We start from the raw sequence: 25,749 nt of genomic DNA, 5'->3' as shown, positions 1-25,749 counted from the left end.
AACGGTGACCTTCGGCTGACACCAATCTCAAAACCTCGCGGTTAATATGCGCCAATGCGCTCGCCTGGCGCACAGGGGTGGGGCCTGACCAGGTCCGGGAGGGGAGAACCAGTTGAACGTGCGACCGATATCGGGGGCGTCGGTGGGCGCACGCGGGCGGGGGAGCAAGAAGGTCTCGGCGCTGATACTCGGCGCCCTGCTGCTCACCGTCACCGCGTGCGGCGGGGGCGGCTCGGGCTCCGGGTCCGGGGCGGGTTCCGGCGACGGCAAGGGCAAGGGCGCGGACAGCGCGCAGAGCAAGCAGTCCGAGGCAGTCGTCGCCATCGCCCCCAAGGACGGCGCGACCTCCGTCGACACCAGCGGCGCCCTCAAGGTCACCGCGAGCAAGGGGAAGTTGACGCAGGTCGAGGTCAAGGACGCCAAGGGCGAGGCCATATCCGGGTCCATCACCGACGGGGGCGCCTCCTGGACGCCGGCCACGCATCTGGCCGCGTCCACCAAGTACACCGTGCACGCGGTCGCCAAGGACTCCGAGGGCCGGCAGGCGGCCGAGGACTCCAGCTTCACCACGCTCACCCCGAAGAACACCTTCATCGGCAGCTTCACCCCCGAGGACGGCTCCACCGTCGGCGTCGGGATGCCGTTCTCGATCCGCTTCACCCGGGGCATCACACACCCCGCGGACGTCGAGAAGGCCATCAGCATCAAGACCGAGCCGGCCGTCGACGTCGAGGGCCACTGGTTCGGCAACGACCGCCTCGACTTCCGGCCCGAGCAGTACTGGAAGTCCGGCACCAAGGTCACCGTCAGCCTGAACCTCGACGGCGTGGAAGGCCGTCCGGGGGTCTACGGCAAGCAGTCCAAGACCGTGAAGTTCACCGTCGGCCGCAGCCAGGTCTCGATCGTGGACGCCAAGAAGCACACCATGAAGGTGATGCGCGACGGCAAGGTCTTCAAGACGCTGCCCGTCACCACCGGCAAGCCCGGCTACGACACCTGGAACGGCCAGATGGTCATCAGCGAGAAGCTCCGGGTGACCCGTATGAACGGCGACACGGTCGGCTACGGCGGTGAGTACGACATCAAGGACGTCCCGGACGCCATGCGCCTGACCGACTCCGGCACCTTCGCCCACGGCAACTACTGGGGTGGCGACGCCTTCGGCAACTACAACGCCAGCCACGGTTGCATCGGCCTGCGGGACGAGCGCGGTGGCTACGACCGCGGTGTGCCGGGCGCCTGGTTCTTCGACCACTCCATCATCGGCGACGTGGTCACCGTGAAGAACTCCGACGACAAGACGGTCGACCCGGCCAACGGCCTCAACGGCTGGAACATGTCCTGGAGCGACTGGAAGAAGTAGACGACCGCCGACGTACGGCCCCGGTGTGAGCGACGGCACCGGGGCCGTTGCCGTTGGTCCCCGTGCTGTGTCTGCCTGGGGGACAACCCCCAGACCCCCGGCCCAGTGTGAGCGACGGCACCAGGGCCGTAGCCGTTAGTCCCCGTTAACCTGCCTCCATGACCGTGAATCTCGAAGTCGCCGAAGGTGTCGGCACCATTCGGCTCGACCGGCCCCCCATGAACGCCCTGGACGTCGCCACGCAGGACCGGCTGAAGGAGCTCGCCGAGGAGGCGACCCGGCGTGGGGACGTCCGGGCCGTGATCGTCTACGGCGGGGAGAAGGTGTTCGCCGCGGGCGCGGACATCAAGGAGATGCAGAACATGGACCACACGGCGATGGTCCTGCGCGCCCGCGCCCTGCAGGACTCGTTCACGGCGGTCGCCCGCATCCCCAAGCCGGTGGTCGCGGCGATCACGGGCTACGCCCTCGGCGGCGGCTGCGAGCTCGCCCTGTGCGCCGACTACCGGATCGCCGCGGACAACGCCAAGCTCGGCCAGCCGGAGATCCTGCTCGGCCTGATCCCCGGCGCGGGCGGCACCCAGCGGCTGTCCCGGCTGATCGGCCCGTCCAAGGCCAAGGACCTGATCTTCACCGGCCGGATGGTCAAGGCGGACGAGGCGCTGACCCTGGGTCTGGTGGACCGGGTCGTCCCGGCCGACGAGGTGTACTCCGCCGCGCACGAGTGGGCGGCGAGGCTGGCGCAGGGCCCGGCGCTCGCGCTGCGGGCCGCGAAGGAGGCGGTCGACACCGGTCTGGAGACGGACATCGAGACCGGGCTCGCGGTCGAACGGAACTGGTTCGCGGGCCTGTTCGCCACCGAGGACCGGGAGCGGGGCATGCGCAGCTTCGTGGAGGAGGGCCCCGGCAAGGCGAAGTTCCTCTGAACCCCTTGCAATTGACACGGTGTCTGATCCGGGGTCCCTCGATGGGGCGGTTTATGGGAGCCTTAAGGCAACCTTAAGTCTGCCTTGCCGAGGGGCCCCGTCGATTGCCTTCAGCTGAGCCTTCGCCGCAGCTCGGGCGGGCTGTGGAGGCTGCCGAACTGCCACCGGCATATGCCGACCGGCAGGTTCGGAATGATGGGTTCCGGGGGGTGTATTCCTTCGGAACGGCCCCGGAGCGTGCCGTGGGCGGCCATGATGGGGGCATGGCGGGGCTGGAGGGCATCGAACAGCCGCGGGGACAGAGCCGTGCGACCGCGGCGCGCTGGTCGCCTGCGGTGGAGGACGAACGAGCGCTCAAGGCGCTGGAGTTGTTCGGCAACCCGACCGAGGCCGAGGTCCCCCTGCCGTCCCGCCCCGAGTCCGCGGCGACCGCCCGTCGGCTCGCCCAGGTCGTGGTGCTCCGGCACTGGGGGCTCACCCCGAAGATGACCGAGGACGCGGTCCTGCTGGTCTCGGAGCTCGTCGGCAACGCCGTCCGGCACACCGGCGCCCGGGTGTTCGGCCTGCGCATGCGGCGCCGACGGGGCTGGATCCGTATCGAGGTCCGCGACCCCTCCCGGGGGCTGCCCTGTCTGATGCCGGTTCAGGACATGGACGTCAGCGGCCGGGGCCTGTTCCTGGTCGACAAGCTCGCCGACCGCTGGGGTGTCGACCTGCTCCCACGCGGCAAGACGACCTGGTTCGAAATGCGCGTCGCCGACCGCTAGGGCCTGCCGCACCTTCCCGTCTGCCATGCCGCGCCTGGCCGCAGTCCCCCGAGGGGCGTCCCCGGCCGCGTTGCCGGGCGGGCCCCAGTGCCAGGGGTCCGGAGTGTGGCGGGGGCGGATTATGCTCACCGCGACCCGAACATTGTCACCAATCGCGGCAATCAGCCGTTTTCTTACCTGGCGCCCCTTAAATGGTGCGGGTGACCCCGACCGACCGCCGCACGGCCCTGCGCACGGGTGCCGGCCTCCTCGCCGCAGGCGCCCTCACCGCCGGATGTGCCACGCACGGCGCCGTCGCACATCCCGCGTCGCCCACGACGTCCCCCGACCCCTCGGCCCGGGCCCCCGAGGCGGCCCCCGGCCCCCGCCGCTACCCGGGCCGGCCCGCCCAGCTCACCCACGGCCCCCGCACCCGCCCCCGCATCGCCCTCACCTTCCACGGGCAGGGCGACCCCGCCATCGCCCACTCCCTGCTGACCGAGGCCGAGAAGCGCGGCGCACACCTGACCGTGCTGGCCGTCGGCACCTGGCTGGACGAGCATCCGGATATCGCCCGCCGCGTCCTCGACGGCGGCCACGACCTCGGCAACCACACCCAGCGCCACCTGGCCATCGACACGATGCCCGAGGCCCAGGCCCGTACCGAGATCACCGCGTGCGCCGACCGGCTGCGGCACCTCACCGGCTCCATCGGCACCTGGTTCCGCCCCTCCCGCGCCCCGCAGGCCTCTCCCCTGGTCGCCCGTCTGGCCCGGGACGCCGGGTATCCGCACGTCCTGTCGTACGACGTCGACTCGCTCGACTACACGCGGCCCGGCGCCGCCGCCATCACCCGGAAGGTGCTGGCCGAGGTGCGGGGCGGTTCCGTGGTGAGTATGCATTTCGGGTATCCGGACACGGTCGCCGCCCTCCCCGCCGTACTGGAAGGACTCGCCCACCGCGGTCTGGCCGCGGTGACCACCACGGAGTTGTTCAGTTGATGCAGCGCACCCGAATCGCCCACGCCGTCGTCGTGACCGTCGCCCTCGTCTCCCTGGCGGCCTGCTCCCAGGGCTCGAGCGGGCACAAGGACGAGGCGCTCGGCAGCAAGGCGCCCGTCGCCCCGGCGCAGCGCAAGGCCGTCCCCGGGCTGCCCGGCATGCCCCCGGTCCTCGACCCGAGCGACGTGTACGCCGCCGACCGCCCGAACCGGCTCTCCCCGGTCGTCCGGGACTTCCCGTCCCGGGTCTACGTCCCCAACACCAACTCCAACACCGTCTCGGTCATCGATCCGAAGACGTACCAGGTCGTCGAGACGATCCCGGTCGGCGTCCAGCCCCAGCACGTGGTGCCCTCCTGGGACATGAGGACGCTGTGGGTCAACAACGACCGCGGCAACACCCTCACCCCCATCGACCCGCGCACGGGCAAGGCGGGCAAGCCGGTCGACGTGCACGACCCGTACAACCTCTACTTCACGCCGAACGGCAAGTACGCCATCGTGATGGCCTCCCTCGACCGCCAACTCGTCTTCCGCGACGCGCACACCATGGAGCGGGTGAAGTCGGTCCCGGTCAGCTGCTACGGCGTCAACCACGCCGACTTCTCCGCCGACGGCCGCTACTTCATCGTCTCGTGCGAGTTCAGCGGCGAACTGTTGAAGGTCGACACGGAGCAGATGAAGGTGATCGGACAGCAGAAGCTGCCGTACCACGGCTCCATGCCGCAGGACGTCAAGATCTCGCCCGACGGCAAGCGCTTCTACATCGCCGACATGATGGCCGACGGCGTGTGGATCCTCGACGGCGACACCTTCGCCAAGCCGTCCTTCCTGCCCACCGGCAAGGGCGCCCACGGCCTCTACATCAGCCGCGACTCGCGCGAGATGTACATCTCCAACCGCGGCGAGGGCACCATCTCCGTCTTCGACTTCGCCGAGAACAGGCTCACCAAGAAGTGGCGTCTGCCGCACGGCGGCAGCCCCGACATGGGCGGCGTCTCCGCCGACGGCAAGGTGCTGTGGCTGTCCGGCCGCTACAACGCCGAGGTGTACGCCATCGACACCCGCACCGGCGAACAACTCGCCCGCATCAAGGTCGGCAGCGGCCCGCACGGCCTCGCGGTCTACCCCCAGCCGGGCCGCTACTCCCTCGGCCACACCGGCATCTTCCGCTGACTCAGCCGCGCCGGAGCAGCAGCGCCTCCGCACCCACCGGCCGGTAGCCGGCCGCCAGGAACGTCCGCATGCTGCGGGCGTTCCCCGGCGCGGCCTGGGCCCACAGCGGCTCGGTGACGAGATGCCGGGCGGCCCTCACCAACGACCGGCCAAGTCCCCGGTGCCGTACCGCCTCGTCGACCTCGACCGACACCTCGAGCCGGCCGCCGATCCCGCGCCCCGTCACCAGCACCGCGCCGTCCGTCGTCCACGCGCGCACGTCGTCGCGCCGGCCGCGGGCGTACGCGATCCGCGGATGCGCGCCGTCCTCGACCTCCCGCAGCGCGACCGGCGGCTCACCCGGCAGCGGCCCGCCGACCAGCATCGCGTCGATGGTCTCGGCCGTACGGCCCGTGCGTTCGACGAACGCCGCCAGGAACCGGGGGTTCATCGGCGCGGCGAGCGCGTCGCAGTCGGTGGCGCGCAGGGCGTCGTACACCCACTCGGGGTCCTCGTCGGTGAAGACGACGGCGTGCGCGGTGAACGCGAGGACGCCCGCGTCCCGTTCGCAGGCCTGGGGCACGACCGTCGTGCTGCCGTCCGCGGGTGGGAGGACACCGTGGGCCGCCGCGTCGAGAATGTCCCGCAAGGTCTCCATGACGGCGCTCCTTGAGTCTCCACCCACTGGAAGGCCCAGACTCGCAGACATGATCGACGACAGCACCGGGCTTTTCACCATCGGCGAGCTGGCACGGTCCACCGGGCTGACCGTGCGCACCATCCGCTACTGGTCCGACGAGGGCGTCCTCACCCCGGTGGGCCGCTCCACGGGCGGTTACCGGCTCTACGACGCCGAGTCCGCGGCCCGCCTCGAGCTGATCCGCACCCTGCGCGAGCTGGGGCTCGGCCTCGCCGACGTACGCCGGGTGCTGGACGGCGAGCGGACGGTGGCCCAGGTCGCGGCGGCGCACGTGGCGGCGCTGGACGCGCAGATCCGCTCGCTCAAGGTGACCCGCGCGGTGCTGTCGACCGTGGCACGACGTGGCTCGAGTGCGAAGGAGATGACCCTGATGAACAAACTCGCGCGGCTGTCCGCGGCCGAACGCAGGCGGATCATGGAGGAGTTCGTGGAGGAGATGTTCCACGGGCTGGACCTCGTGGATCCGGACGTGCGGGAGCGGATGCGCAGCACCGCCGTGAACCTGCCGGACGACCCGACGCCGGAGCAGGTCGACGCCTGGGTGGAGCTGGCGGAGCTGGTGCAGGACCCGGAGTTCCGGGCGCGGATGCGCAGGGCGGCCGAGCTCAATCACGCCGGGCGGGGGCCCGACACCCCGGCCGGGGCGTCCAGGTGGTTCGCCAAGCGGCTGGTCGAGCTGGTGGGGGAGGCGCGCGAACGCGGGATCGATCCCGAGTCGCCGCAGGCCGACCATGTCCTGCGGGACCTGTTCGGCGACACCGACCTCGCCGCGGTCCTGGAGCGCATCGACGCGACCCACAACCCGAGGCTCGCCCGCTACCGCGAACTCCTGGGCATCCTCAAGGGGGCGCCCGTGCACACCTACGCCGAGGAGTTCGCCTGGGTGGGGGCCGCACTGCGGGCGCGCACGGGCGGTTAGTCTGACCTGCGGCAGTACGCCGGTAAGGCAGATTAAACGCGACAAAAAGGGGCGGATCGGTGGCGGACATCGAAGCAGCGCGCAAGGAGTTTGAGCGGATCGACACCGACGGCGACGGGGTCATCACCGCCGCCGAGTTCAAGGCCGCGCTCGCCCAGGGGGGCGACTGGAACGTCACCGAGTCGGTGGCCGAGGTGATCATCAAGACGCGTGACCTGAACGGCGACAAGGTCCTGTCGTTCGACGAGTTCTGGGCCTACCTGAACAAGTGACGCGCGCGGTCGCCGCGCACGGCGAAGGGGGCGCCCGCCGGGCGCCCCCTTTCTCTTCACCCGTCCGGCCCGCCCCGCGGAATAGTGCGCGCACCGCCCGGGTTGACGCTCCTCAGACGTATGCGTGTGCATCGATCATGGAAGGGCCAGTCATGAAGATCGGCATCATCGGGGCGGGCAACATCGGCGGCAACCTCGCCCGGCGGCTCACCGCACTCGGCCACGACGTCTCCGTCGCCAATTCGCGCGGTCCCGAGACGCTCGCCGCGCTCGCCGAGGAGACCGGCGCGACGGCGGTGCGCGCCGAGGAGGCGGCGCGGGGCGCCGAGGTCGTGGTGGTCACCGTCCCGCTCAAGGCGGTCCCCGACCTGCCGGCCGGACTGCTGGACGGCGCCGCCGAGAACGTCGCCGTGATCGACACCGGCAACTACTACCCGCAGCAGCGGGACGGCCGGATCGCCGGGATCGAGGACGAGGGCCTGACGGAGAGCGCCTGGACCGCGCGGCAGATCGGGCACACCGTGGTCAAGGCCTTCAACGGCACCTATGCCCAGGACATCCTGGACCGGCCCCGCCCGGCCGGCGACCCCGACCGCATGGCCCTCCCGGTCGCCGGCGACGACGAGGCCGCCAAGCGCGTCGTACGGGACCTGATCGACCAGCTCGGCTTCGACACGGTCGACGCGGGCACCCTCGCCGACTCCTGGCGCCAGCAGCCGGGCACCCCGGTCTACGGCCTGCGTGAAGGCGTCGACGGAGTGACCAAGGCCCTGGCAGAGGCCTCCCCCGACCGCCCGGCGGACTTCCGCGGCTGACCCTTCCGTGGGCCGCTCAGCCCTCGGAGGCCCACTTCTTCAGCGCCGCCTTGTCGGCGAAGTCGGCGACGTCCTTGTCATGGGGTTCGCTGGTGTACTGGTGGAAGCGCCACTTGGCCTTGATGCGGGGCTTGCCCGCCGTGACGTAGTCGGCGATCCAAAGGCCGTCGCCGGCATAGGACGTGGTGTCGACGTTGAGCCAGTAATCGCGGTTGGTGTAGAGGATGACCCTGTTGTTCGGGCGCAGCGCCTTCACCTTGCGGATGAAGCGGTCCTTCTCCGCGTTGCTCGCGTGGGTGCCGGAGCTGGTCGTCTCCCAGTCGACGGCGAGGATGTCACCCGCCCTCTCCGGGGCGTGCTGGACGAAGTACTCGGCCTGGGCGTCGAGGTTGCCGGGCCACAGGAAGTGGTAGAAGCCGACGACCAGGCCGGCCTCGCGGGCCGTCTTGGTCTGTGCCGTCAGTCTCGGGTTGACGTACGAACGGCCCTCCGTCGCCTTGACGAAGGCGAAGGAGAGGCCGTCCGTGGCGTACGAGGACGACTGGTAGGCGCTGACGTCGATACCGTGCAGCATGGGGGGACTCCCTGAAGTTCCGTCGTGGGGACAGGAGTTTGCGGCACCCCATACCTTAGGACGTCAACTTCTCGCGGCCACCGAACTCAGTACGGACGCCGACTTGGCCGACCAGTCCGAGGTGATCACGCTCGCGTGGTCCGCCGCCAACAGCGCCAGCCTGGCGGCCACTTCGGCGTCCGTCGGGGCCGTCGAGGAGATCGCCGGCGAGACGCCGTACGCGTCCGTCATGATCAGGATGTAGTGGTTCGCGGAGTAGAACGACGTGTCGTAGCCGTTGTTGACGTACGTCGCCGCGTCACCGTCGAAGAAGACGAACCACGGGCGGATCGAGGCGTCGTAACGGGACGTGCGCGGGTCGCCGTTCGCGGCGCCGAGCGCCGCGGGGAAGGCCTGCGCCGCCGAGATGTTCCCCGCCGCGTACAGGTCGCGCAGATGGTCGCCGTACTCCTCGTCCGTCCAGTAGTGGTCGAACGGATTGGACTCCTCCACCGTGCCCGGGATCAGCTCGAAGATGAACTTGCCCTTCAACTGGTCCCGCGTCGGCCAGGCGTTCGCCTTCGCCGCCGCGTCCAGCGTGGAGTACGAGGAGCCCAGCAGATCGGCCGGCTTGTAGACGCTGCTGCCGAGCTTCTGCGAGACCAGGGTGTCGAACTCGTCGGGACCGAGACCGACGTCGTTGTTGAAGCCCACCTTCATCTCGACCTTCACGACGATCGGCGCGTGGTCGGGGTGGAGCTGCTCCCAGGCCGCCATGTTGTCCAGGCAGCTGCCGAGGTCCTGGTTGCGGTTCTTGCTGTACAGCTCGCTGGGCTTGCTGGCGTACTCGCAGTTGTTGTTGTCGCCGAGCGGGTTGCTGTGGCTCACCCGCCAGCGCCGGTTGAGGCTGTCCGCGTACACGTCCAGCTCCAGCAGCGAGGCACCCGAGTCCAACGCCTGCGCCCAGTAGGTGTACTTGTCCTTCTCGTACGCGTTGTGCGTACCGATCGTCGTCGTCTGCGCGAACGTCGGCGACGCCGCGTGCGCGTTACCGGGTACCCCCACCAGCATGGCGGCGGCGCCCACGAGCGCCGCCAGCCGTCTCACCACCCGCATGGGTCAATTCCCCTTTGTCTCGACCGAGTTGGCCGAAGCGTAGGGGTTGGTGGTTACTGAGCGGTAGACCTAAGGGGAACGTCGACTTCCGTACGGCAAAGGGGAGTTCAGCACTCGATGATGTTCACCGCGAGCCCGCCCCGCGCCGTTTCCTTGTACTTCACGGATACGTCGACCGCTTTCGATCATGCCGTTGACCTGGTGTTTCAGTGTTGCAAGAGCGGCTCGCGTGGCAGTGGGGGACTTTTCGGGGACTTCTCGCAGACGCTTGCCTACAAGGTATCCGGCGGCGCTCGACATCCGTTGTGCAGGGCAGTACCAAGAGCGGTGTTGGCGTCCGGGCGGGCAGTCACCCGACCCGACGACTGGCGTACTCGTAATGCGTAGGTCTCGGGTTCGAACTCTGACGCTCTGCTCGGCGGGTCAGGACTGGTTCATGACCATGTGAGGGTTGCTGCACTCCATGTACGTGTGGCGGCATTGCCGTTGAGGAGAGTGTCTGCGAACTCGGTGACCTGCCGGACGACGTCAACGAAGTGTTCGGGGTAGCTCGTTGCAGCGGGACCCTGGCGGCGGCGCCATGCGGTGTACGAGGTCTGGCGGCGCTCGCCGAGGTCGCTGATGGCGGTGCTGAGAGGTTTCAGGGTGATGCCGCGGTGTGTGGCAGTGGCGGTCAGTGCGGTGGTGAGTTCCTGGCCGTCGAGGTCGTTGAGGGTGAGCAGGCGGTAGAGGTCGCCGTAGTCGCGGTCGCGGGTGTTGAGGTCGCCGAGTGAGACGGCGGTGGAGAGTTTCTCGGCGATGACGGTGGCCAGTGGGTAGCCCAGGATCTGGAAGTTCTCCGGGGTGAGCTGTTGTGGGTAGTCGATGACCCGAGGGCTGGGGGTGACGGGGTCGCCGAAGCTGACATCCAGTTGGAGCTTGAGCCGGGCCCGGGCGATGGAGGCAGCCATGGACAGGCGTACGCCGTGGTACTCATCCTCCTCGCGGATGGGGACGGTCCTGAGTGTCGCGGGATCGAATGCGACTCCGTCGTCGATCTCGGTGGCGGCGATGGCTGCGATCCTGCGGATGATCTCGGTTTCGGTGCCGGGGAACGAGCGACCGAGGATGTCGATGTCACGGGTCATCCGGCGGGCGCCGAACTGGGCCAGCAGCAGGCCGCCCTTGAGGACGAAGTGCTCGCGGCCGAGAGGTGATGAGGTCAGGCGGTAGAGGAACCGTTCGAGGACGTACTCGACCATGACCTCGTCCGTGGACCGGCTGGTGCGGCGTGCCAGGTTGCGCAGGTCGTTGTAGACGCGGCCGGCGATGGTGTCGCGGGTGGGGTTGGCCATCAGGCGAGCACCGCCTCAACGGCCGGGCGAATGATGGAAAGGGCGCCCAACTCACGTGCAACATACTGGAGTTCGCTGACCCCGCTGCGCCCCTCTCGACGCAGGTAGCGGCCGAGCGCGGAGAGAGCGAGGGTCTCGCCGATGCGGCTTCGGTGGCGCATCGCGTCGACGACGCTGCGGGCTGCGTTGTACATGGGGATGGTCTCTCCGGGGGCTGCTTCGAACCGCTCGACGCCGAGAGTGAAGGTCGTCGGGGCGTACTGAGCCACTATGGTCGGCGGGTAGGAGATCGTGGGGCGGCGTGTACCGCGCGGCACGGCGATGTGTACCGCTGCCGGGATGTCGTCGATCAGCTCGTGCAGGGCCAGGGCGGACTCGTCACACACGACAGCGCGAGGAGCCCGTGTGCACACAGCCAGCAGATCTGCGTGCGCGGTCTCCGGTGCGTCTGCTCGTCGGTAGACCCCCCGGGACAGTTCGTCTATCTCTCCCTTGGCAACCAAGGACGCCAGATCGCGAGGGGAGAGCAGGACCTGACGCGCCTGCGCCGTCGTGAACGTGGGAGAGAGGCCGGTCAGCCGCTGCTCCAGGCGCGAGTTCTCCGCAGCACTCATGTATCGAATGGTACCCCTCTGGAGGGTTGAGGGGATCGATTTGATACATCCTGACGGCGGTCGGCGCTCAGGGCGGATCGGAACGGTGACCGAGGAAGTCACGAACCCCCAGGCCAGCCTTCCATCCCGTGAGATTTCCTGGGGACTTTTCGGGGACTTTCAAGCCTGTCCCAGGGACTTTTCGGGGACTTTCCGCCGCGTAAGCAGGGAAGGCCCTGACAGCGCTGAAAGATGCGAACGCGCTGGTCAGGGCCTAACTGCCTAGCACTCGATGATGTTCACAGCCAGCCCGCCCCGCGCCGTCTCCTTGTACTTGACGGACATGTCCGCCCCCGTGTCCTTCATCGTCTTGATGACCTTGTCCAGGGACACCTTGTGGGAGCCGTCGCCGCGCATCGCCATCTTCGCCGCCGTGACCGCCTTCACCGCGGCCATGCCGTTGCGCTCGATGCAGGGGATCTGGACGAGGCCGCCGACCGGGTCGCAGGTGAGGCCGAGGTTGTGTTCCATGCCGATCTCGGCCGCGTTCTCGACCTGTTCGGGTGAGCCGCCGAGCACCTCGGCCAGCGCGCCCGCCGCCATCGAGCAGGCCGAGCCGACCTCGCCCTGGCAGCCGACCTCGGCGCCGGAGATGGACGCGTTCTCCTTGAAGAGCATGCCGATCGCGCCCGCGGCCAGCAGGAAGCGCACCACGCCGTCCTCGTCGGCGCCCGGCACGAAGTTGATGTAGTAGTGCAGCACGGCCGGGATGATGCCCGCGGCGCCGTTCGTCGGGGCGGTCACCACGCGGCCGCCCGCGGCGTTCTCCTCGTTGACCGCCATCGCGTAGAGCGTGATCCACTCCATCGCGTGCGCCAGCGGCTCGCCCTCGGCCCGGAGTTGACGTGCGGAGACGGCGGCCCGGCGGCGGACCTTCAGGCCGCCCGGCAGGATTCCCTCCCGGGACATTCCGCGCGTCACGCACTCCCGCATCACCCGCCAGATCTCCAGCAGGCCGGCCCGGATCTCGTCCTCCGTGCGCCAGGCGCGCTCGTTCTCCAGCATCAGCGAGGAGATCGACAGACCCGTCTCGTTGGTCAGGCGCAACAGCTCGTCACCGGTGCGGAAAGGATACTTCAGCACGGTGTCGTCCAGCTTGATCCGGTCCGCGCCCACCGCGTCCTCGTCGACGACGAACCCGCCCCCCACCGAGTAGTAGGTCTTCGACAGCAGCTCGGCGCCCGAGGCGTCGTACGCCCAGAGCGTCATGCCGTTGGCGTGGTACGGCAGGGCCTTGCGGCGGTGCAGCTTCAGGTCGTCGTCGAAGGAGAACGGGATCTCGTGCCTGCCGAGCAGCCGGATACGGCCCGACTCCTTGATCTGCTCCACCCGGTCGTCCGCCGTCTCGACGTCCACCGTCCGCGGGGAGACGCCCTCCAGGCCGAGCAGCACCGCCTTGGGGGTGCCGTGGCCGTGGCCGGTCGCGCCCAGGGAGCCGTAGAGCTCGGCACGCACCGACGCGACGGAGCCCAGCAGCTCCTCGTTGCGCAGGCGGCGGGCGAACATGCGGGCCGCACGCATCGGTCCCACCGTGTGGGAGCTCGACGGGCCGATGCCGATCGAGAACAGGTCGAAGACCGAGATGGCCACGGGAACTCCTCCGAAAAGGGTGGGGGCACACGTCGTCGGGTGCCCCCACCGGGGAACTACTTGTTCAGACCCGGGTACAGCGGGTGCTTGTCGGCAAGCGCCTTCACCCGGGCCTTCAGCGCCGTCACGTCGTCCTTCCCGAAGGGAGAGGGCGCCTTCAGCGTCTCGGCGATGACGTCCGCGACCTCGGCGAAGTCCTCGGCCGTGAAGCCGCGGGTCGCCAGGGCCGGCGTACCGATCCGCAGGCCCGAGGTCACCATCGGCGGCCGCGGGTCGTTGGGGACGGCGTTGCGGTTGACCGTGATGCCGACCTCGTGGAGACGGTCCTCGGCCTGCTGTCCGTCCAGCTCGGACTCGCGCAGGTCGACGAGGATCAGGTGCACGTCCGTGCCGCCGGACAGGACGTTCACCCCGGCCTCGCGGGCGTCGGCCGCCGTCAGCCGCTCGGCGAGGATGCGCGCACCGTCCACCGTACGCCGCTGGCGCTCCCTGAACTCCTCGCTCGCCGCGACCTTGAAGGACACCGCCTTCGCCGCGATCACGTGCTCCAGCGGACCGCCCTGGAAGCCCGGGAAGACGGAGGAGTTCAGCTTCTTCGCGAAGTCCTTGCCGCGGGCGAGGATGATGCCGCCGCGCGGACCGCCGAGCGTCTTGTGCGTGGTGGAGGTGACGACGTCGGCGTACGGCACCGGGTTCGGGTGCAGCCCGGCCGCCACCAGGCCCGCGAAGTGCGCCATGTCGACCCACAGGTACGCCTCGACCTCGTCCGCGATCCGGCGGAACTCGGCGAAGTCCAGCTGCCGCGGGTACGCCGACCAGCCGGCGATGATCACCTTCGGCCGGTGCTCCTTGGCCAGCTTCTCCACCTCGGCCATGTCGACGAGTCCGGTCGCCGGGTCCACGTGGTAGGCGACCACGTCGAACTGCTTGCCGGAGAAGTTCAGCCGCATCCCGTGGGTGAGGTGGCCGCCGTGCGCGAGGTCGAGCCCGAGGATGGTGTCGCCGGGCTGGGCCAGCGCGAACAGGGCGGCCTGGTTGGCGGAGGCGCCGGAATGGGGCTGGACGTTGGCGTACTCGGCGCCGAACAGCTCCTTGAGACGGTCGATGGCGATCTGTTCGGCGACGTCGACGTGCTCGCAGCCGCCGTAGTAGCGGCGGCCCGGGTAGCCCTCCGCGTACTTGTTGGTGAGGACCGAGCCCTGCGCCTCCATGACCGCGAGCGGAGCGAAGTTCTCCGAGGCGATCATCTCGAGGGTGGACTGCTGGCGCACGAGTTCGGCGTCGACCGCGGCGGCGATCTCCGGGTCGAGCTCGTGCAGGGACGTGTTCAGGACGGTCATGCGGCCTCGACTCCTCAGCCGGCGTTCTGGGCGGTGTACTCGTCGGCGGAGAGCAGGTCCGCGGGCTCCTCGGCGACGCGTACCTTGAAGAGCCAGCCGCCCTCGAAGGGGGCCGAGTTGACCAGGGACGGGTCGTTCACCACGTCCTCGTTGATCTCGGTGACCTCACCGGTGACGGGGGAGTACAGGTCGCTGACCGACTTGGTCGACTCCAGCTCGCCGCAGGTCTCGCCCGCGGTCACGGCGGAGCCCACCTCGGGAAGCTGGGCGTAGACGACGTCACCGAGCGCGTTGGCCGCGAACTCGGTGATGCCGACCGTCGAGACGCCGTCCTCGGCGGCCGACAGCCACTCGTGCTCCTTGCTGTAGCGCAGCTGCTGGGGGTTGCTCATGGCCTGGATTCTCCTGTACGCGGGGTGATGAGGAATGCCGGGGGACTGCTGGGGACGTGGATGGGCGGCGGGACCCCGACGCGGGGCCGCCCCGCACAGTCTCTACTTCTGGCGCTTGTAGAAGGGCAGTGCCACGACCTCGTACGGCTCGTGGCTGCCTCGGATGTCCACACCGACCCCGGGCGTGCCGGGCGCCGAGTGCGCCGCGTCGACGTACGCCATCGCGATCGGCCTGCCCAGCGTGGGGGAGGGGGCGCCGGAGGTGACCTCGCCGATCACCTCGCCGCCGGCCACGACCGGGTACCCGGCGCGCGGGACGCGGCGGCCCTCGGCGATCAGGCCGACCAGGACGCGCGGCGGGTCCTCCTGGGCGCGGGCGGCCGCTTCGGCGAGCGCCTCGCGGCCCACGAAGTCGCCCTCCTTCTCGAACTTCACCACCCGGCCGAGCCCGGCGTCGAAGGGCGTCAGCTCGGTGCTGAGCTCGTGCCCGTACAGCGGCATGCCCGCCTCCAGGCGCAGGGTGTCCCGGCAGGACAGCCCGCAGGGGACCAGGCCGGCGGCCTCGCCCGCCTTGCTCAGCGCCTGCCACAGCTCGACGGCGTGCTCGGGCTTCACGAACAGCTCGAAGCCGTCCTCGCCGGTGTAGCCGGTGCGGGCGATCAGCGCGGGGACACCGGCGACCGTGCCGGGCAGGCCCGCGTAGTACTTGAGGCCGTCGAGGTCGGCGTCGGTGAGGGACTTCAGGATCCCGGGCGACTCGGGGCCCTGGACGGCGATGAGGGCGTAGGCGTCCCGGTCGTCGCGCACCTCGGCGTCGAAGCCTGCCGCGCGCTCGGTCAGCGCGTCCAGCACGACCTGGGCGTTGGAGGCGTTGGCGACGACCAGGTACTCGGTCTCGGCGAGCCGGTAGACGATCAGGTCGTCCAGGATCCCGCCGTCGGCCCGGCAGATCATGGTGTAGCGGGCGCGCCCCACGGCGACGGACGCGATGTTCCCGACCAGGGCGTGGTTCAGCAGGGCGGCGGCCTGCGCGCCGGTGACGGTGATCTCGCCCATGTGGGAGAGGTCGAAGAGGCCGGCCCGGGTGCGCACGGCCAGGTGCTCGTCGCGCTCGGAGCCGTAGCGCAGCGGCATGTCCCAGCCGGCGAAGTCGGTCATCGTCGCACCCAGCGAACGATGCAGGGCATCGAGCGCGGTACGGCGGAGTTCGGTGCTGCTCATCGGACGGTCGTCTCCCAGGGCATGACGGGACAGGGCGAGGTCATTCCTCCCCATCTGTCATCGGTACCTGAGAGGTTCGCCCTGATCACGCGAATGACCGGGCTTGCACCGTGGGTGGGGCCACCGCACGGCGGCCCGCTTTTCAGATGTGCCTCGCCCGCGCGGTAACGGGGCCTGAGAGATTCAAGGGAGGGACTTGCTCCTTCGGCGCCCCAGCGACGTAGACGTACTGGCGTACTGGGGACTCTCCCGCGCGGATTCAAACGGCCGGTATGCAGTTGGCGCGCACATCATTGCACGCCTTGTCCGCTCGCGTCAGACCGCTCTTTGTGACGGGCCTGTGGCCGGAACCGAACGGAACCGCGAGACACCGTGCATTACCTTCTCTTTACATTCAGTGGGGAGAAGCTTTCCTGACCCCGCAGGGAGGACGATCACGGTGAACAGGCCCACGGCGTACGCCACGACCTCGGCTCTCACGCTGCCCCGGCAGCCCTCGGCCCCGGCCCGCGAGCGGTGCGACGAGCTCCCGGCCTCCGTCGTCCGCGATCTGCGCGACCGCTCGGGCCGCAGTCCGCACGCCTTGCTCTTCGGGCCCCGTGACCTTGTCGTCGTCACCGGCCTGCCGGGCAGTGGCAAGTCCACGCTGATGGCCCGCGCGGTCAGGGGCGCCCGGGTCGACTCGCAGGACGCCCGCGACCGCTGGGAGCGCCGGCTGCCGGCCCTGCTGCCGTACGTGCTCTACCGCCCTCTGGTCCGCCTCGCTCACTACGCAGGTCTGCGCCGGGCCGTGCGCGACGGCGAGGGGGTCGTCGTGCACGACTGCGGTACGCAGTCCTGGGTCCGCGGCCGGCTGGCCCGCGAGGCCCGCCGCCGCGGCGGCACGCTGCACCTGCTGCTCCTGGACGTCACGCCGGACGCGGCGCTGGCGGGCCAGCGCGAGCGCGGCCGGGGCGTCTCCCGCTACGCCTTCCTGCGCCACCGCAGGGCGGCCGCCCGGCTGATCCGCTCCGTGGAGCGGGGCGAGCTGCCCGGGGGCGTCGGCTCGGCGGTCCTGCTCGACCGGGACGCGGCGGACGCCGTCGTCAGGATCGGCTTCACGGGCTGACCCCGCGTCGGTCCCGCCCAGGCGTCCTCACCAGGATCGGCTTCACGGGCTGACCCCTTGGCGGTCCCAACCGCTAGCCTTTCCGGTCACAGCAGTGGTTCCCAGCAGACGGTCGGACACAGATGGACTTCCCAGCGGATCTCCCCGCGGACTTTCCCGCCCAGGCACATCCCCATCCGCACGGCGGCTGGCCGGGCAACGAACTGGAGGAGGTGCTCTCGGCCTCCCTCGGCATACCCTCTGCGGGCGGCCGGATCATCGAGGTGCTCGGCCGCAGCTTCCTGTGGATCCCGCTGCCCAACGGCGGCGGTCCGCTCAGCGGTCCCCTCGACGTGCCCACGCTGGAGATCGAGGGCCAGGCCTATGTCCCGGTCTTCAGCTCCGAGGAACAGTTCCGCCAGGTCGTCGGCGGCCATCTGTCGTACACCGTCGCCCCGGCCGTCGAGTTCGCCCGCGGTCTGCCCCCGCAGGTGGGCCTGGCGGTCAACCCCGACGGCGTGGTCGGCATCCCCCTTCCGCCGGCCGCGGTCGCCGAGCTGTGCCGCGTCGGCCGCACCGCCCTGGACGGCCCCGCCTCCGGCGGTCGCGTCAAGCTCTACGAACCGGACTGGCAGGACGACCCGATCGACTTCCTGGCCGCGGCCTCCGAGGAGTTCGCCGCCGTCGGCGTGGTGGCCACGGCCCGCCGCTGCCTCGCCGCGATCGAGACGGCGGACCCGGTGATGTTCGTGGGCGTCGAACTCTCCCAGCGCGAGGGCGACCTGAGGGCGCTTCCGCTGGAGGCCCTCGGCCGGGCGGTGACCAGGATCCCCACCCAGTGGCCGGTCAACCTGGTGCTGCTGGACGTGACCGACGACCCGGTGGCCGTCTGGATGCGCGACCGGGTGCGCCCTTTCTATACGAGGGATCACTTCTGAGCCGCCGCCGGCGGGGGCAACGCCGCACCTGGGCTCGCGCACGCACAACAGGCCCCGAGCAGCCAGGCGCTTAAGCTGTCACCCAATGCGGGGCAACTCTTCGAAGGGGCGGTACGTCAGGTGAGCGCGAGCCTCAGCGGCGGCGTCGAGCAGATGCTGCGCCAGGTGACGCCCGGGCGCTACGACGCCTACGAGGCACTGCTCAGGGCGCTCGCCACCCCTGGCCAGGGTCAGATCTGGATGCTCCTGTGGCACGGTCAGGCGGGGGCTCCGGACGCCCAGTACGGCAACATGGAAGTGGACGGCTACGGCTACGCCCCGTGCGTCACCTCGGCCCAGGAACTCTCCGCCAGCGGCTGGAACCGCTCCTACGAGGTGGTCGACGGGATCGACGTGGCCCGCACCCTCTACCCCGACCACTTCGGCCTCTGGCTCAACCCGCACGCCCCGGGCGGTGGCGTCGGCATCCCCTGGCCGGATCTGCGCCGCATCGCCACCGGCCTGGAGCGCCAGCCCGCCGGCCCGCTGCGGCTGCAGGAGCCGACCATCGAGATCCCGCAGTTCTACGCCCTGCTCGCGCAGAACGCCCACCGCACCCCGGCCGTCCGCTCGCTGCGTCGCGCCTGGGTGCAGCCGGCGCTCGGGGCGCCGTATCTCGCCATCGGCCTCGACGTCTACGACACCAGTCCGCCCGCCGTGGACTCGGTGCGGGCGATGATGCAGCAGTCCATCGGCGCGGTCCCCGACGGCCTGCCCGTGTCGACCGTCGCGATGTCCGACGAGTACGACCCCGTCGCGCTGTGGATGCGGGCGAGCGCCCGCCCGTTCTACGACCGCGAGGCCCACGCGCCCGCGCCCGCCCAGGCCCCGGCGGCCGGATACGGCTATCCGCCGGCGCACGGCGCATACTGAGACACGTCTTCTGGTCCAGACCGGGCCTCTGGTGATCTGCGCGCGTAGATGGCGCCGTAAGATCCATTGATGCGTCGAATGTCCGAAAAGAACCCGTCCGCCCCCCGTTACCCACTGTCCGGATAACGGAACCCTGCAGCCCGCATCACGTTTACGCATCCTTTCACCGCCAAGTCTGGCAACAGATCGCCAAAGCGTTGAAGACTCCCGCTCCAGGGGACTTCGTCCCCGTGTACGAGGACTGATCACGCCGCCACAGCGGCAAGTGCGGGCCGGCTACCGCCGGTTGAAATCGAAGAGGGGTCCCTGCCTGATGACGGCACCATTGCACGAGCCGACCGCGGAAGCGGCCCCGAGCGCGGCCGAGGAAGCGGCGGTCGCCAGCGCCGACGCGAAGGCCGTACAGGGACGCTCCCTGGGCCGGATCGCCTGGGAGCGCCTGAAGCGGGACAAGCTCGCCCTGGCGGGCGGCATCATCGTGCTCCTGCTCATCGTGGTCGCGGTGTTCGCGCCCCTGATCGCCAGCCTGTACGGACAGGACCCGGACGCCTACCACGAGAGCCTGATCGACCCGCTCTTCAGCACCCCCAAGGGGTCCCTCGGCGGCATCAGCGGCACCCACTGGCTGGGCGTCGAGCCGGTCAACGGCCGCGACATCTTCGCCCGCATCCTCTACGGCGCCCGGATCTCGCTGCTGGTCGGCTTCCTGTCCGCGATCGTCGCCGTCGTCCTCGGCACGGTGCTCGGCATCCTGGCCGGCTTCTTCGGCGGCTGGGTCGACTCGATCATCAGCCGGATCATGGACGGCCTGCTGGCCTTCCCCCAGCTCCTCTTCATCATCGCGCTGGTCTCCGTCATGCCGGACCGGATGCTCGGGCTGAGCGGCTCCAACGTGCGCGTGTTCGTGATGATCCTGGTCATCGGCTTCTTCGGCTGGCCCTACATCGGACGCGTGGTGCGCGGCCAGACTCTCTCGATGCGCGAGCGCGAGTACGTCGAGGCGGCCCGGTCCCTGGGCGCGGGGCGGTTCTACATCCTGTTCAAGGAGCTGCTGCCCAACCTCGTCGCCCCGATCATCGTCTACACGACGATGATGATCCCCACCAACATCCTGACCGAAGCGGCACTGAGCTTCCTGGGCGTGGGCGTCAAGCCGCCCACCTCGTCCTGGGGGCAGATGCTCTCGACGGCGATCGACTACTACGACTCGGACCCGATGTACATGATCGTCCCGGGTGTAGCGATCTTCATCACCGTTCTGGCCTTCAACCTCTTCGGCGACGGCGTGCGGGACGCGCTCGACCCGAAGGGCTCCCGCTGAACCGCCGTACCGCACAAGCGTCCCGTGGCACCAACACGGGGTCTCTCATCAAATCCGGAGGATCCGAGATCGTGACTACCCAACGCACCTCAGGGCGGCGTAAGCAGGCGTTGGCCGCTGCTGCCGCGGTCGCCGGGCTGCTGACCTTGGCAGCGTGCGGCGGCGGCAACGACAACGGGGGCTCGTCGTCCGGCGCCGCCGGCTTCGACGCCGCGAACAACAAGGTCGCCCAGGCCGATCAGGTCAAGAAGGGCGGCACCCTGAAGTTCGTCAGCACCCAGGACGCCGACTTCTGGGACACCACGCGCGGCTACTACGGCTTCATGTGGGACTTCGCGCGCTACTACAGCCGTCAGCTGCTGACGTACAAGACCGCGCCGGGTGCCGAGGGCGCCAAGCTCACCCCGGACCTCGCCACCGCCCTGCCCGAGGTCACCGACGGCGGCAAGACCTACACGCTGCACCTGCGGGACGGCATCACGTGGGAGGACGGCAAGCCGATCACCTCCCAGGACGTCAAGTACGGCATCGAGCGCGTCTGGGCGCAGGACGTGCTGTCCGGCGGTCCGATCTACATCCAGCAGATGCTCGACCCGAACAACACCTACAAGGGTCCCTACAAGGACAGCTCCGCGGACAAGCTCGGCCTGAAGGCGATCTCCACGCCCGACGCCAAGACGATCGTCTTCCACCTGCCGAAGCCGAACTCGGACTTCCCCGAGGTGCTGGCGATGGTCGCGTCCTCCCCGGTCCGCCAGGACAAGGACACCAAGGCCAAGTACACGCTGCACCCCTTCTCCTCCGGCCCGTACAAGTTCCAGTCGTACAGCCCGGGCAAGGGCCTGGTCCTGGTCCGCAACACCAGCTGGAAGGCGTCCTCGGACCCCATCCGCAAGGCGTACCCGGACAAGATCACGTTGGACATCTCGTCCAACCAGAACGACTCCGACCAGCGTCTGATCAACGGCGACTACGACATCGACGCCAGCCAGACGGGCCTCGGCCCGCAGGCGCGCCAGATCGCCCTGAAGCAGCACAAGGGCAACCTGGACAACCCGGTCTCCGGCTTCATCCGCTACGCGGTCTTCCCGCAGACGGTCAAGCCGTTCGACAACATCCACTGCCGCAAGGCCGTCATCTACGCGGCCGACCACGTGTCGATCCAGACCGCGCGCGGTGGCCCGGTCGCCGGTGGTGACATCGGCACCAACATGCTCCCGCCGTCCGTCTCGGGTGGCGAGGGCCAGAAGTACGACCCGTACCAGATCGCCGGTGCCAACAAGACCGGCAACGCCAACCTGGCCAAGCAGGAGCTCAAGGCCTGCGGTCAGCCGAACGGCTTCAGCACCACCATCGCCGTCCGCAACAACAAGGCGCAGGAGGTGGCCACGGCCACGTCCCTGCAGGCGTCGCTGAAGAAGGTCGGCATCAACGCCGACATCTACCAGTACGACGGTTCGCAGAGCTCCGGCATCATCGGCGCCCCCGCGAACGTGGCGAAGAAGAAGCTCGGCATCATCATCATGGGCTGGGGTCCGGACTTCCCGACCGTCCAGGGTTACGGCCTGCCGCTGTGGAACAGCCACTACATCCTGCAGAGCGGCAACAACAACTTCGCCATGATCAAGGACAAGACGATCGACGGCCTGTTCGACCAGTACACCACCACGCAGGACGAGGCCGGCAAGACGCAGATCGCCACGCAGATCAACCACAAGGTGAGCGAGGGCGCGTACTACCTGCCCTTCACCTTCGAGCGTCTGCTGAACTTCCGTTCCTCGCGCGTCGGCAACGTCTACACGTCGAACGCGTACAGCGGCTACTACGACTTCGTCAACCTCGGTCTGAAGTCCACGAAGTAAACCCGGCACACCCGCCGAACGGCACGAAAGGCAGGTGAAGGCCGGCGCGGCGGGACCGTGGGCCACCGGAAGACCTCCGGGGGCCCGCGGTCCTGCGGCGGGCCGTTAGCTGTGCTCGCTTACCTCATCAGGCGGCTCTTCGCCGCCGCAGTGATGCTGGTGGTCATCATCCTGGTGGTCTTCTGCATCTTCTTCCTCGTCCCCAAGTGGGCGGGCGTGGACATCGCCTCAAGCTTCGTGGGCAAGCAGGCCGACCCCGCGTCGGTGGCAGCGGTGCGCGAGAAGCTCGGACTGAGCGACCCGATCTTCGTTCAGGTCTGGCACTTCTTCAAGGGCATCTTCGTGGGCCGCACCTACGCGGCCGGCGGCGATGTCACCCACTGCGCCGCGCCCTGCTTCGGCTACTCCTTCCGTACCGAGCAGGACGTCTGGCCCGTGCTCACCGACCGCTTCCCGGTGACCCTGGGTCTGGCGCTCGGTGCCGCCGTGCTGTGGCTGGTCTTCGGTGTCGCGGCCGGTGTGCTCTCCGCCCTCAAGCGGGGCAGCCTGTGGGACCGCGGCGCGATGGTCATCGCGCTCAGCGGTGTCTCCCTCCCGATCTACTTCACGGGTCTGCTGTCGCTCGCGATCTTCAGTTACGGCCTCGGCTGGATCGACGGCAAGTACGTGCCCCTCACCGACAGCTTCTCCGGCTGGCTGGGCGGCATGATCCTGCCCTGGGTCACCCTCGCGTTCCTGTACGCGGCGATGTACGCCCGGATCACCCGCGCCACCATGCTGGAGATCCTCGGCGAGGACTACATCCGCACGGCGCGCGCGAAGGGCCTCAAGGAGCAGGTCGTCATCGGCAAGCACGCGATGCGCTCCACGATGACCCCCATCCTGACCATGCTCGGCATGGACCTCGGCGCCCTCATCGGCGGCGCGATCCTGACCGAGACGACGTTCAGCCTGCCCGGCCTCGGCCAGGCGGTGCTCAACGCCATCAAGACCCAGGACCTGCCCATCATTCTGGGCGTCACCCTGATCACTTCTCTCGCGGTGCTGATCGCCAACCTCGTGGTCGACGTCCTGTACGCCGTGATCGACCCCCGAGTGAGGCTCACATGACCGAGCTGAGCAAGAGCGGAGCGGCCGTGGGCGAGCCCACGAGCACCTCCCCCGCCCCGACGTCCTTCCTGGAAGTGCGCGACCTGAAGGTGCACTTCCCGACCGACGACGGTCTGGTCAAGTCCGTCGACGGGCTCTCCTTCACGCTGGAGAAGGGCAAGACCCTCGGCATCGTGGGCGAGTCGGGCTCCGGCAAGTCGGTGACCTCGCTCGGCATCATGGGCCTGCACACCGCCGGCCAGTACGGCAAGCGCAAGGCGCAGATATCCGGTGAGATCTGGCTGGACGGCACCGAGCTGCTGTCCGCCGACCCGGACGAGGTCCGCAAGCTGCGCGGGCGCGAGATGTCGATGATCTTCCAGGATCCGCTGTCCGCGCTGCACCCGTACTACACGATCGGCCAGCAGATCGTGGAGGCGTACCGCATCCACCACAACGTCGACAAGAAGACCGCGAAGAAGCGCGCGGTCGAGATGCTCGACCGGGTGGGCATCCCGCAGCCCGACAAGCGGGTGGACAACTACCCGCACGAGTTCTCCGGCGGTATGCGCCAGCGCGCGATGATCGCGATGTCGCTGGTGAACAACCCCGAACTGCTGATCGCGGACGAGCCGACGACCGCCCTCGACGTGACCGTCCAGGCGCAGATCCTCGACCTGATCCGGGACCTGCAGAAGGAGTTCGGCTCCGCGGTCATCATCATCACCCACGACCTGGGCGTCGTCGCCGAGCTGGCCGACGACATCCTGGTGATGTACGGCGGCCGCTGCGTGGAGCGGGGTCCGGCCGACAAGGTGTTCTACGAGCCCCGCCACCCCTACACCTGGGGTCTGCTCGGCTCGATGCCGCGCCTGGACCGTGAGCAGCAGGAGCGTCTGATCCCGGTCAAGGGATCCCCGCCCTCGCTGATCAACATCCCGTCCGGCTGCGCCTTCAACCCGCGCTGCCCGTACGCCGACGTCCCCAAGGACAACGTCACCCGCACGGTCCGCCCCGAGCTGACCGAGGTCGGCAGCCAGCACTGGGCCGCCTGCCACATGACGCAGGAGCAGCGGGAGCGTATCTGGACCGAAGAGATTGCGCCGAAGCTGTGAGCGAGGACAAAGCCGTGACCACTCCCGCGAAGAGCGACGGTGCCACCCTCACCAAGGACGCCGCCGCCGGCGAGACCCTGCTGAAGGTGACGGGACTGCAGAAGCACTTCCCGATCAAGAAGGGTCTGCTGCAGCGCCAGGTCGGCGCCGTGCACGCCGTCGACGGCCTCGACTTCGAGGTCCGGGCCGGTGAGACCCTGGGTGTCGTGGGCGAGTCCGGCTGCGGCAAGTCGACCATGGGCCGGCTGATCACCCGGCTGCTGGAACCGACCGGCGGCAAGGTCGAGTTCGAGGGCAAGGACATCACGCACCTCGGCGTCGGCGGCATGCGCCCGCTGCGCCGCGATGTGCAGATGATCTTCCAGGACCCGTACTCCTCGCTGAACCCGCGCCACACCATCGGCACGATCATCGGCGCCCCCTTCAAGCTCCAGGGCGTCGAGCCCGAGGGCGGAGTGAAGAAGGAGGTCCAGCGGCTGCTGTCGGTGGTCGGTCTCAACCCCGAGCACTACAACCGCTATCCGCACGAGTTCTCCGGCGGTCAGCGCCAGCGCATCGGCATCGCCCGCGCGCTCGCCCTGAACCCGAAGCTGGTCGTCGCGGACGAGCCGGTGTCCGCGCTGGACGTGTCGATCCAGGCCCAGGTCGTCAACCTGCTGGACGACCTCCAGCAGGAGCTGGGCCTGACGTACGTGATCATCGCGCACGACCTCTCGGTGGTCCGGCACGTCTCGGACCGGATCGCGGTGATGTACCTCGGCAAGATCGTCGAGCTGGCCGACCGTGAGTCGCTGTACAGGGCGCCGATGCACCCGTACACCAAGGCGCTGATGTCGGCGGTGCCGATCCCGGACCCGCGGCGCAAGAACGAAAAGAGCGAGCGGATCCTGCTCAAGGGCGACGTGCCCTCGCCGATCTCCCCGCCGAGCGGCTGCCGCTTCCACACCCGGTGCTGGAAGGCGACGGAGATCTGCAAGACGACCGAGCCGAAGCTCGTCGAGCTGAAGCCCGGCCAGCAGGTCGCCTGCCACCACCCGGAGAACTTCGAGGACCAGGCTCCGCAGGACACGGTCCTGCTGACCATGGCCAAGGAGGCGGCCGAACTGGTCGCCGACGAGGTCCTCGCGGAGTCGGCGGAGACGTCGGCGGCGGTGGCGGCGGAGGTCGCGGAGACCCCGGCGGCCCCCGCGACCGAGGAAGCCGCCGAGACGCCGGCGACCGAGGAAGCCGCCGCGAGCGCCGAGAGGCCCGAGGCCGCCGAGCCGGAGACCGGCGAGAAGTAGGCCGAATTCGTCCAGCCGCGTTCCTCCACGCGAAGGCCCCGGCAGTC

25 protein-coding genes and 1 riboswitch are annotated in these 25,749 nt (G+C 69.3%); of the genes, 16 read left to right on the top strand and 9 right to left on the bottom strand.

Annotated elements, in window-relative coordinates; all coding sequences use genetic code 11:
* The first annotated feature begins 112 nt into the window (after positions 1-112).
* From ABZ453_RS26710 to ABZ453_RS26690, 5 genes are all read left to right on the top strand, one after another.
* Entirely contained in the window at positions 113-1,363 is a 1,251-nt protein-coding gene (locus ABZ453_RS26710) for an Ig-like domain-containing protein (protein WP_359018424.1), read from the top strand.
* A gap of 158 nt (positions 1,364-1,521) precedes the next feature.
* Entirely contained in the window at positions 1,522-2,289 is a 768-nt protein-coding gene (locus ABZ453_RS26705; protein ID WP_359018422.1) for an enoyl-CoA hydratase-related protein, read from the top strand.
* A 158-nt stretch (positions 2,290-2,447) separates the two neighbouring features.
* Positions 2,448-3,056, top strand: coding sequence for an ATP-binding protein (locus ABZ453_RS26700; RefSeq protein ID WP_359018468.1), 609 nt, complete (start codon positions 2,448-2,450; stop codon positions 3,054-3,056).
* A gap of 191 nt (positions 3,057-3,247) precedes the next feature.
* On the top strand, positions 3,248-4,036 hold the full coding sequence (locus tag ABZ453_RS26695; RefSeq protein WP_359018420.1) for a polysaccharide deacetylase family protein: 789 nt from the start codon (positions 3,248-3,250) through the stop codon (positions 4,034-4,036).
* Complete coding sequence (locus ABZ453_RS26690; protein ID WP_359018418.1) at positions 4,036-5,211, top strand: hypothetical protein; 1,176 nt, start codon at positions 4,036-4,038, stop codon at positions 5,209-5,211. Before ABZ453_RS26695 ends, ABZ453_RS26690 begins: the two co-directional genes overlap by 1 nt.
* Position 5,212: 1 nt before the next feature.
* Here the strand turns inward: ABZ453_RS26690 and ABZ453_RS26685 are convergent, their stop codons facing one another.
* On the bottom strand, positions 5,213-5,848 hold the full coding sequence (locus ABZ453_RS26685; protein WP_359018416.1) for a GNAT family N-acetyltransferase: 636 nt from the start codon (positions 5,846-5,848) through the stop codon (positions 5,213-5,215).
* A 49-nt stretch (positions 5,849-5,897) separates the two neighbouring features.
* Between ABZ453_RS26685 and ABZ453_RS26680 the strand changes: the two genes are divergently transcribed.
* From ABZ453_RS26680 to ABZ453_RS26670, 3 genes are all read left to right on the top strand, one after another.
* Positions 5,898-6,809 carry a MerR family transcriptional regulator gene (locus ABZ453_RS26680; protein ID WP_359018414.1) on the top strand — a complete coding sequence of 304 codons (912 nt, stop codon included), beginning with the start codon at positions 5,898-5,900 and terminating at the stop codon, positions 6,807-6,809.
* Between the two features lie 59 nt (positions 6,810-6,868).
* Entirely contained in the window at positions 6,869-7,081 is a 213-nt protein-coding gene (locus ABZ453_RS26675) for an EF-hand domain-containing protein (protein WP_133046657.1), read from the top strand.
* Between the two features lie 152 nt (positions 7,082-7,233).
* Complete coding sequence (locus ABZ453_RS26670; RefSeq protein ID WP_359018411.1) at positions 7,234-7,896, top strand: NAD(P)-binding domain-containing protein; 663 nt, start codon at positions 7,234-7,236, stop codon at positions 7,894-7,896.
* Positions 7,897-7,912: 16 nt separating this feature from the next.
* On the opposite strand, the gene ABZ453_RS26665 is transcribed toward ABZ453_RS26670, so the two are convergent.
* From ABZ453_RS26665 to gcvT, 8 genes are all read right to left on the bottom strand, one after another.
* Positions 7,913-8,470, bottom strand: a complete 558-nt coding sequence (locus ABZ453_RS26665) for a glycoside hydrolase family 25 protein (RefSeq protein ID WP_359018409.1) — start codon at positions 8,468-8,470, stop codon at positions 7,913-7,915.
* A 63-nt stretch (positions 8,471-8,533) separates the two neighbouring features.
* A complete protein-coding gene (locus ABZ453_RS26660) occupies positions 8,534-9,565 on the bottom strand; it encodes a phosphatidylinositol-specific phospholipase C domain-containing protein (RefSeq protein WP_359018407.1) in 1,032 nt (343 codons plus the stop codon).
* A gap of 434 nt (positions 9,566-9,999) precedes the next feature.
* Positions 10,000-10,899, bottom strand: coding sequence for a nucleotidyl transferase AbiEii/AbiGii toxin family protein (locus tag ABZ453_RS26655; protein WP_359018405.1), 900 nt, complete (start codon positions 10,897-10,899; stop codon positions 10,000-10,002).
* Entirely contained in the window at positions 10,899-11,513 is a 615-nt protein-coding gene (locus tag ABZ453_RS26650) for a type IV toxin-antitoxin system AbiEi family antitoxin domain-containing protein (RefSeq protein ID WP_359018403.1), read from the bottom strand. Before ABZ453_RS26650 ends, ABZ453_RS26655 begins: the two co-directional genes overlap by 1 nt.
* Positions 11,514-11,774: 261 nt before the next feature.
* Positions 11,775-13,142, bottom strand: a complete 1,368-nt coding sequence (locus ABZ453_RS26645; protein WP_359018401.1) for an L-serine ammonia-lyase — start codon at positions 13,140-13,142, stop codon at positions 11,775-11,777.
* Between the two features lie 56 nt (positions 13,143-13,198).
* Complete coding sequence (gene glyA, locus ABZ453_RS26640) at positions 13,199-14,482, bottom strand: serine hydroxymethyltransferase (RefSeq protein WP_359018399.1); 1,284 nt, start codon at positions 14,480-14,482, stop codon at positions 13,199-13,201.
* Positions 14,483-14,496: 14 nt separating this feature from the next.
* The gene (gene gcvH / locus ABZ453_RS26635; RefSeq protein ID WP_240864476.1) at positions 14,497-14,874 is read right to left on the bottom strand and encodes a glycine cleavage system protein GcvH; all 378 of its coding nucleotides are present in this window, start codon (positions 14,872-14,874) and stop codon (positions 14,497-14,499) included.
* 102 nt (positions 14,875-14,976) lie between these two features.
* The gene (gcvT, locus tag ABZ453_RS26630; protein ID WP_359018396.1) at positions 14,977-16,095 is read right to left on the bottom strand and encodes a glycine cleavage system aminomethyltransferase GcvT; all 1,119 of its coding nucleotides are present in this window, start codon (positions 16,093-16,095) and stop codon (positions 14,977-14,979) included.
* 152 nt (positions 16,096-16,247) lie between these two features.
* A riboswitch (glycine riboswitch) is annotated at positions 16,248-16,357 on the bottom strand.
* Positions 16,358-16,534: 177 nt separating this feature from the next.
* Here gcvT and ABZ453_RS26625 point away from each other — a divergent pair.
* The 8 genes from ABZ453_RS26625 (at position 16,535) to ABZ453_RS26590 (ending at position 25,702) form a co-directional block, all read left to right on the top strand.
* A complete protein-coding gene (locus ABZ453_RS26625; RefSeq protein ID WP_359018394.1) occupies positions 16,535-17,203 on the top strand; it encodes an AAA family ATPase in 669 nt (222 codons plus the stop codon).
* Between the two features lie 122 nt (positions 17,204-17,325).
* Positions 17,326-18,120: an enhanced serine sensitivity protein SseB gene (locus ABZ453_RS26620; protein WP_133046668.1), complete on the top strand. Its 795-nt coding sequence runs from the start codon at positions 17,326-17,328 to the stop codon at positions 18,118-18,120.
* A gap of 153 nt (positions 18,121-18,273) precedes the next feature.
* The gene (locus ABZ453_RS26615; RefSeq protein WP_208780070.1) at positions 18,274-19,032 is read left to right on the top strand and encodes an enhanced serine sensitivity protein SseB C-terminal domain-containing protein; all 759 of its coding nucleotides are present in this window, start codon (positions 18,274-18,276) and stop codon (positions 19,030-19,032) included.
* A 313-nt stretch (positions 19,033-19,345) separates the two neighbouring features.
* Positions 19,346-20,353: an ABC transporter permease gene (locus ABZ453_RS26610; protein ID WP_359018392.1), complete on the top strand. Its 1,008-nt coding sequence runs from the start codon at positions 19,346-19,348 to the stop codon at positions 20,351-20,353.
* Between the two features lie 71 nt (positions 20,354-20,424).
* Positions 20,425-22,215 carry an ABC transporter substrate-binding protein gene (locus ABZ453_RS26605; RefSeq protein ID WP_359018390.1) on the top strand — a complete coding sequence of 597 codons (1,791 nt, stop codon included), beginning with the start codon at positions 20,425-20,427 and terminating at the stop codon, positions 22,213-22,215.
* Positions 22,216-22,326: 111 nt separating this feature from the next.
* Positions 22,327-23,325: an ABC transporter permease gene (locus ABZ453_RS26600; RefSeq protein WP_240864489.1), complete on the top strand. Its 999-nt coding sequence runs from the start codon at positions 22,327-22,329 to the stop codon at positions 23,323-23,325.
* Positions 23,322-24,419 carry an ABC transporter ATP-binding protein gene (locus ABZ453_RS26595; RefSeq protein ID WP_359018387.1) on the top strand — a complete coding sequence of 366 codons (1,098 nt, stop codon included), beginning with the start codon at positions 23,322-23,324 and terminating at the stop codon, positions 24,417-24,419. Before ABZ453_RS26600 ends, ABZ453_RS26595 begins: the two co-directional genes overlap by 4 nt.
* A gap of 14 nt (positions 24,420-24,433) precedes the next feature.
* Positions 24,434-25,702 carry a dipeptide ABC transporter ATP-binding protein gene (locus tag ABZ453_RS26590; RefSeq protein ID WP_359018385.1) on the top strand — a complete coding sequence of 423 codons (1,269 nt, stop codon included), beginning with the start codon at positions 24,434-24,436 and terminating at the stop codon, positions 25,700-25,702.
* The last annotated feature ends 47 nt before the right edge of the window (positions 25,703-25,749 follow it).

The organism is Streptomyces sp. NPDC005799 (genome assembly GCF_040630525.1).
GTDB lineage: Bacteria > Actinomycetota > Actinomycetes > Streptomycetales > Streptomycetaceae > Streptomyces > Streptomyces griseorubiginosus_B.
This window is presented reverse-complemented; position numbering and strand designations above follow the sequence as displayed.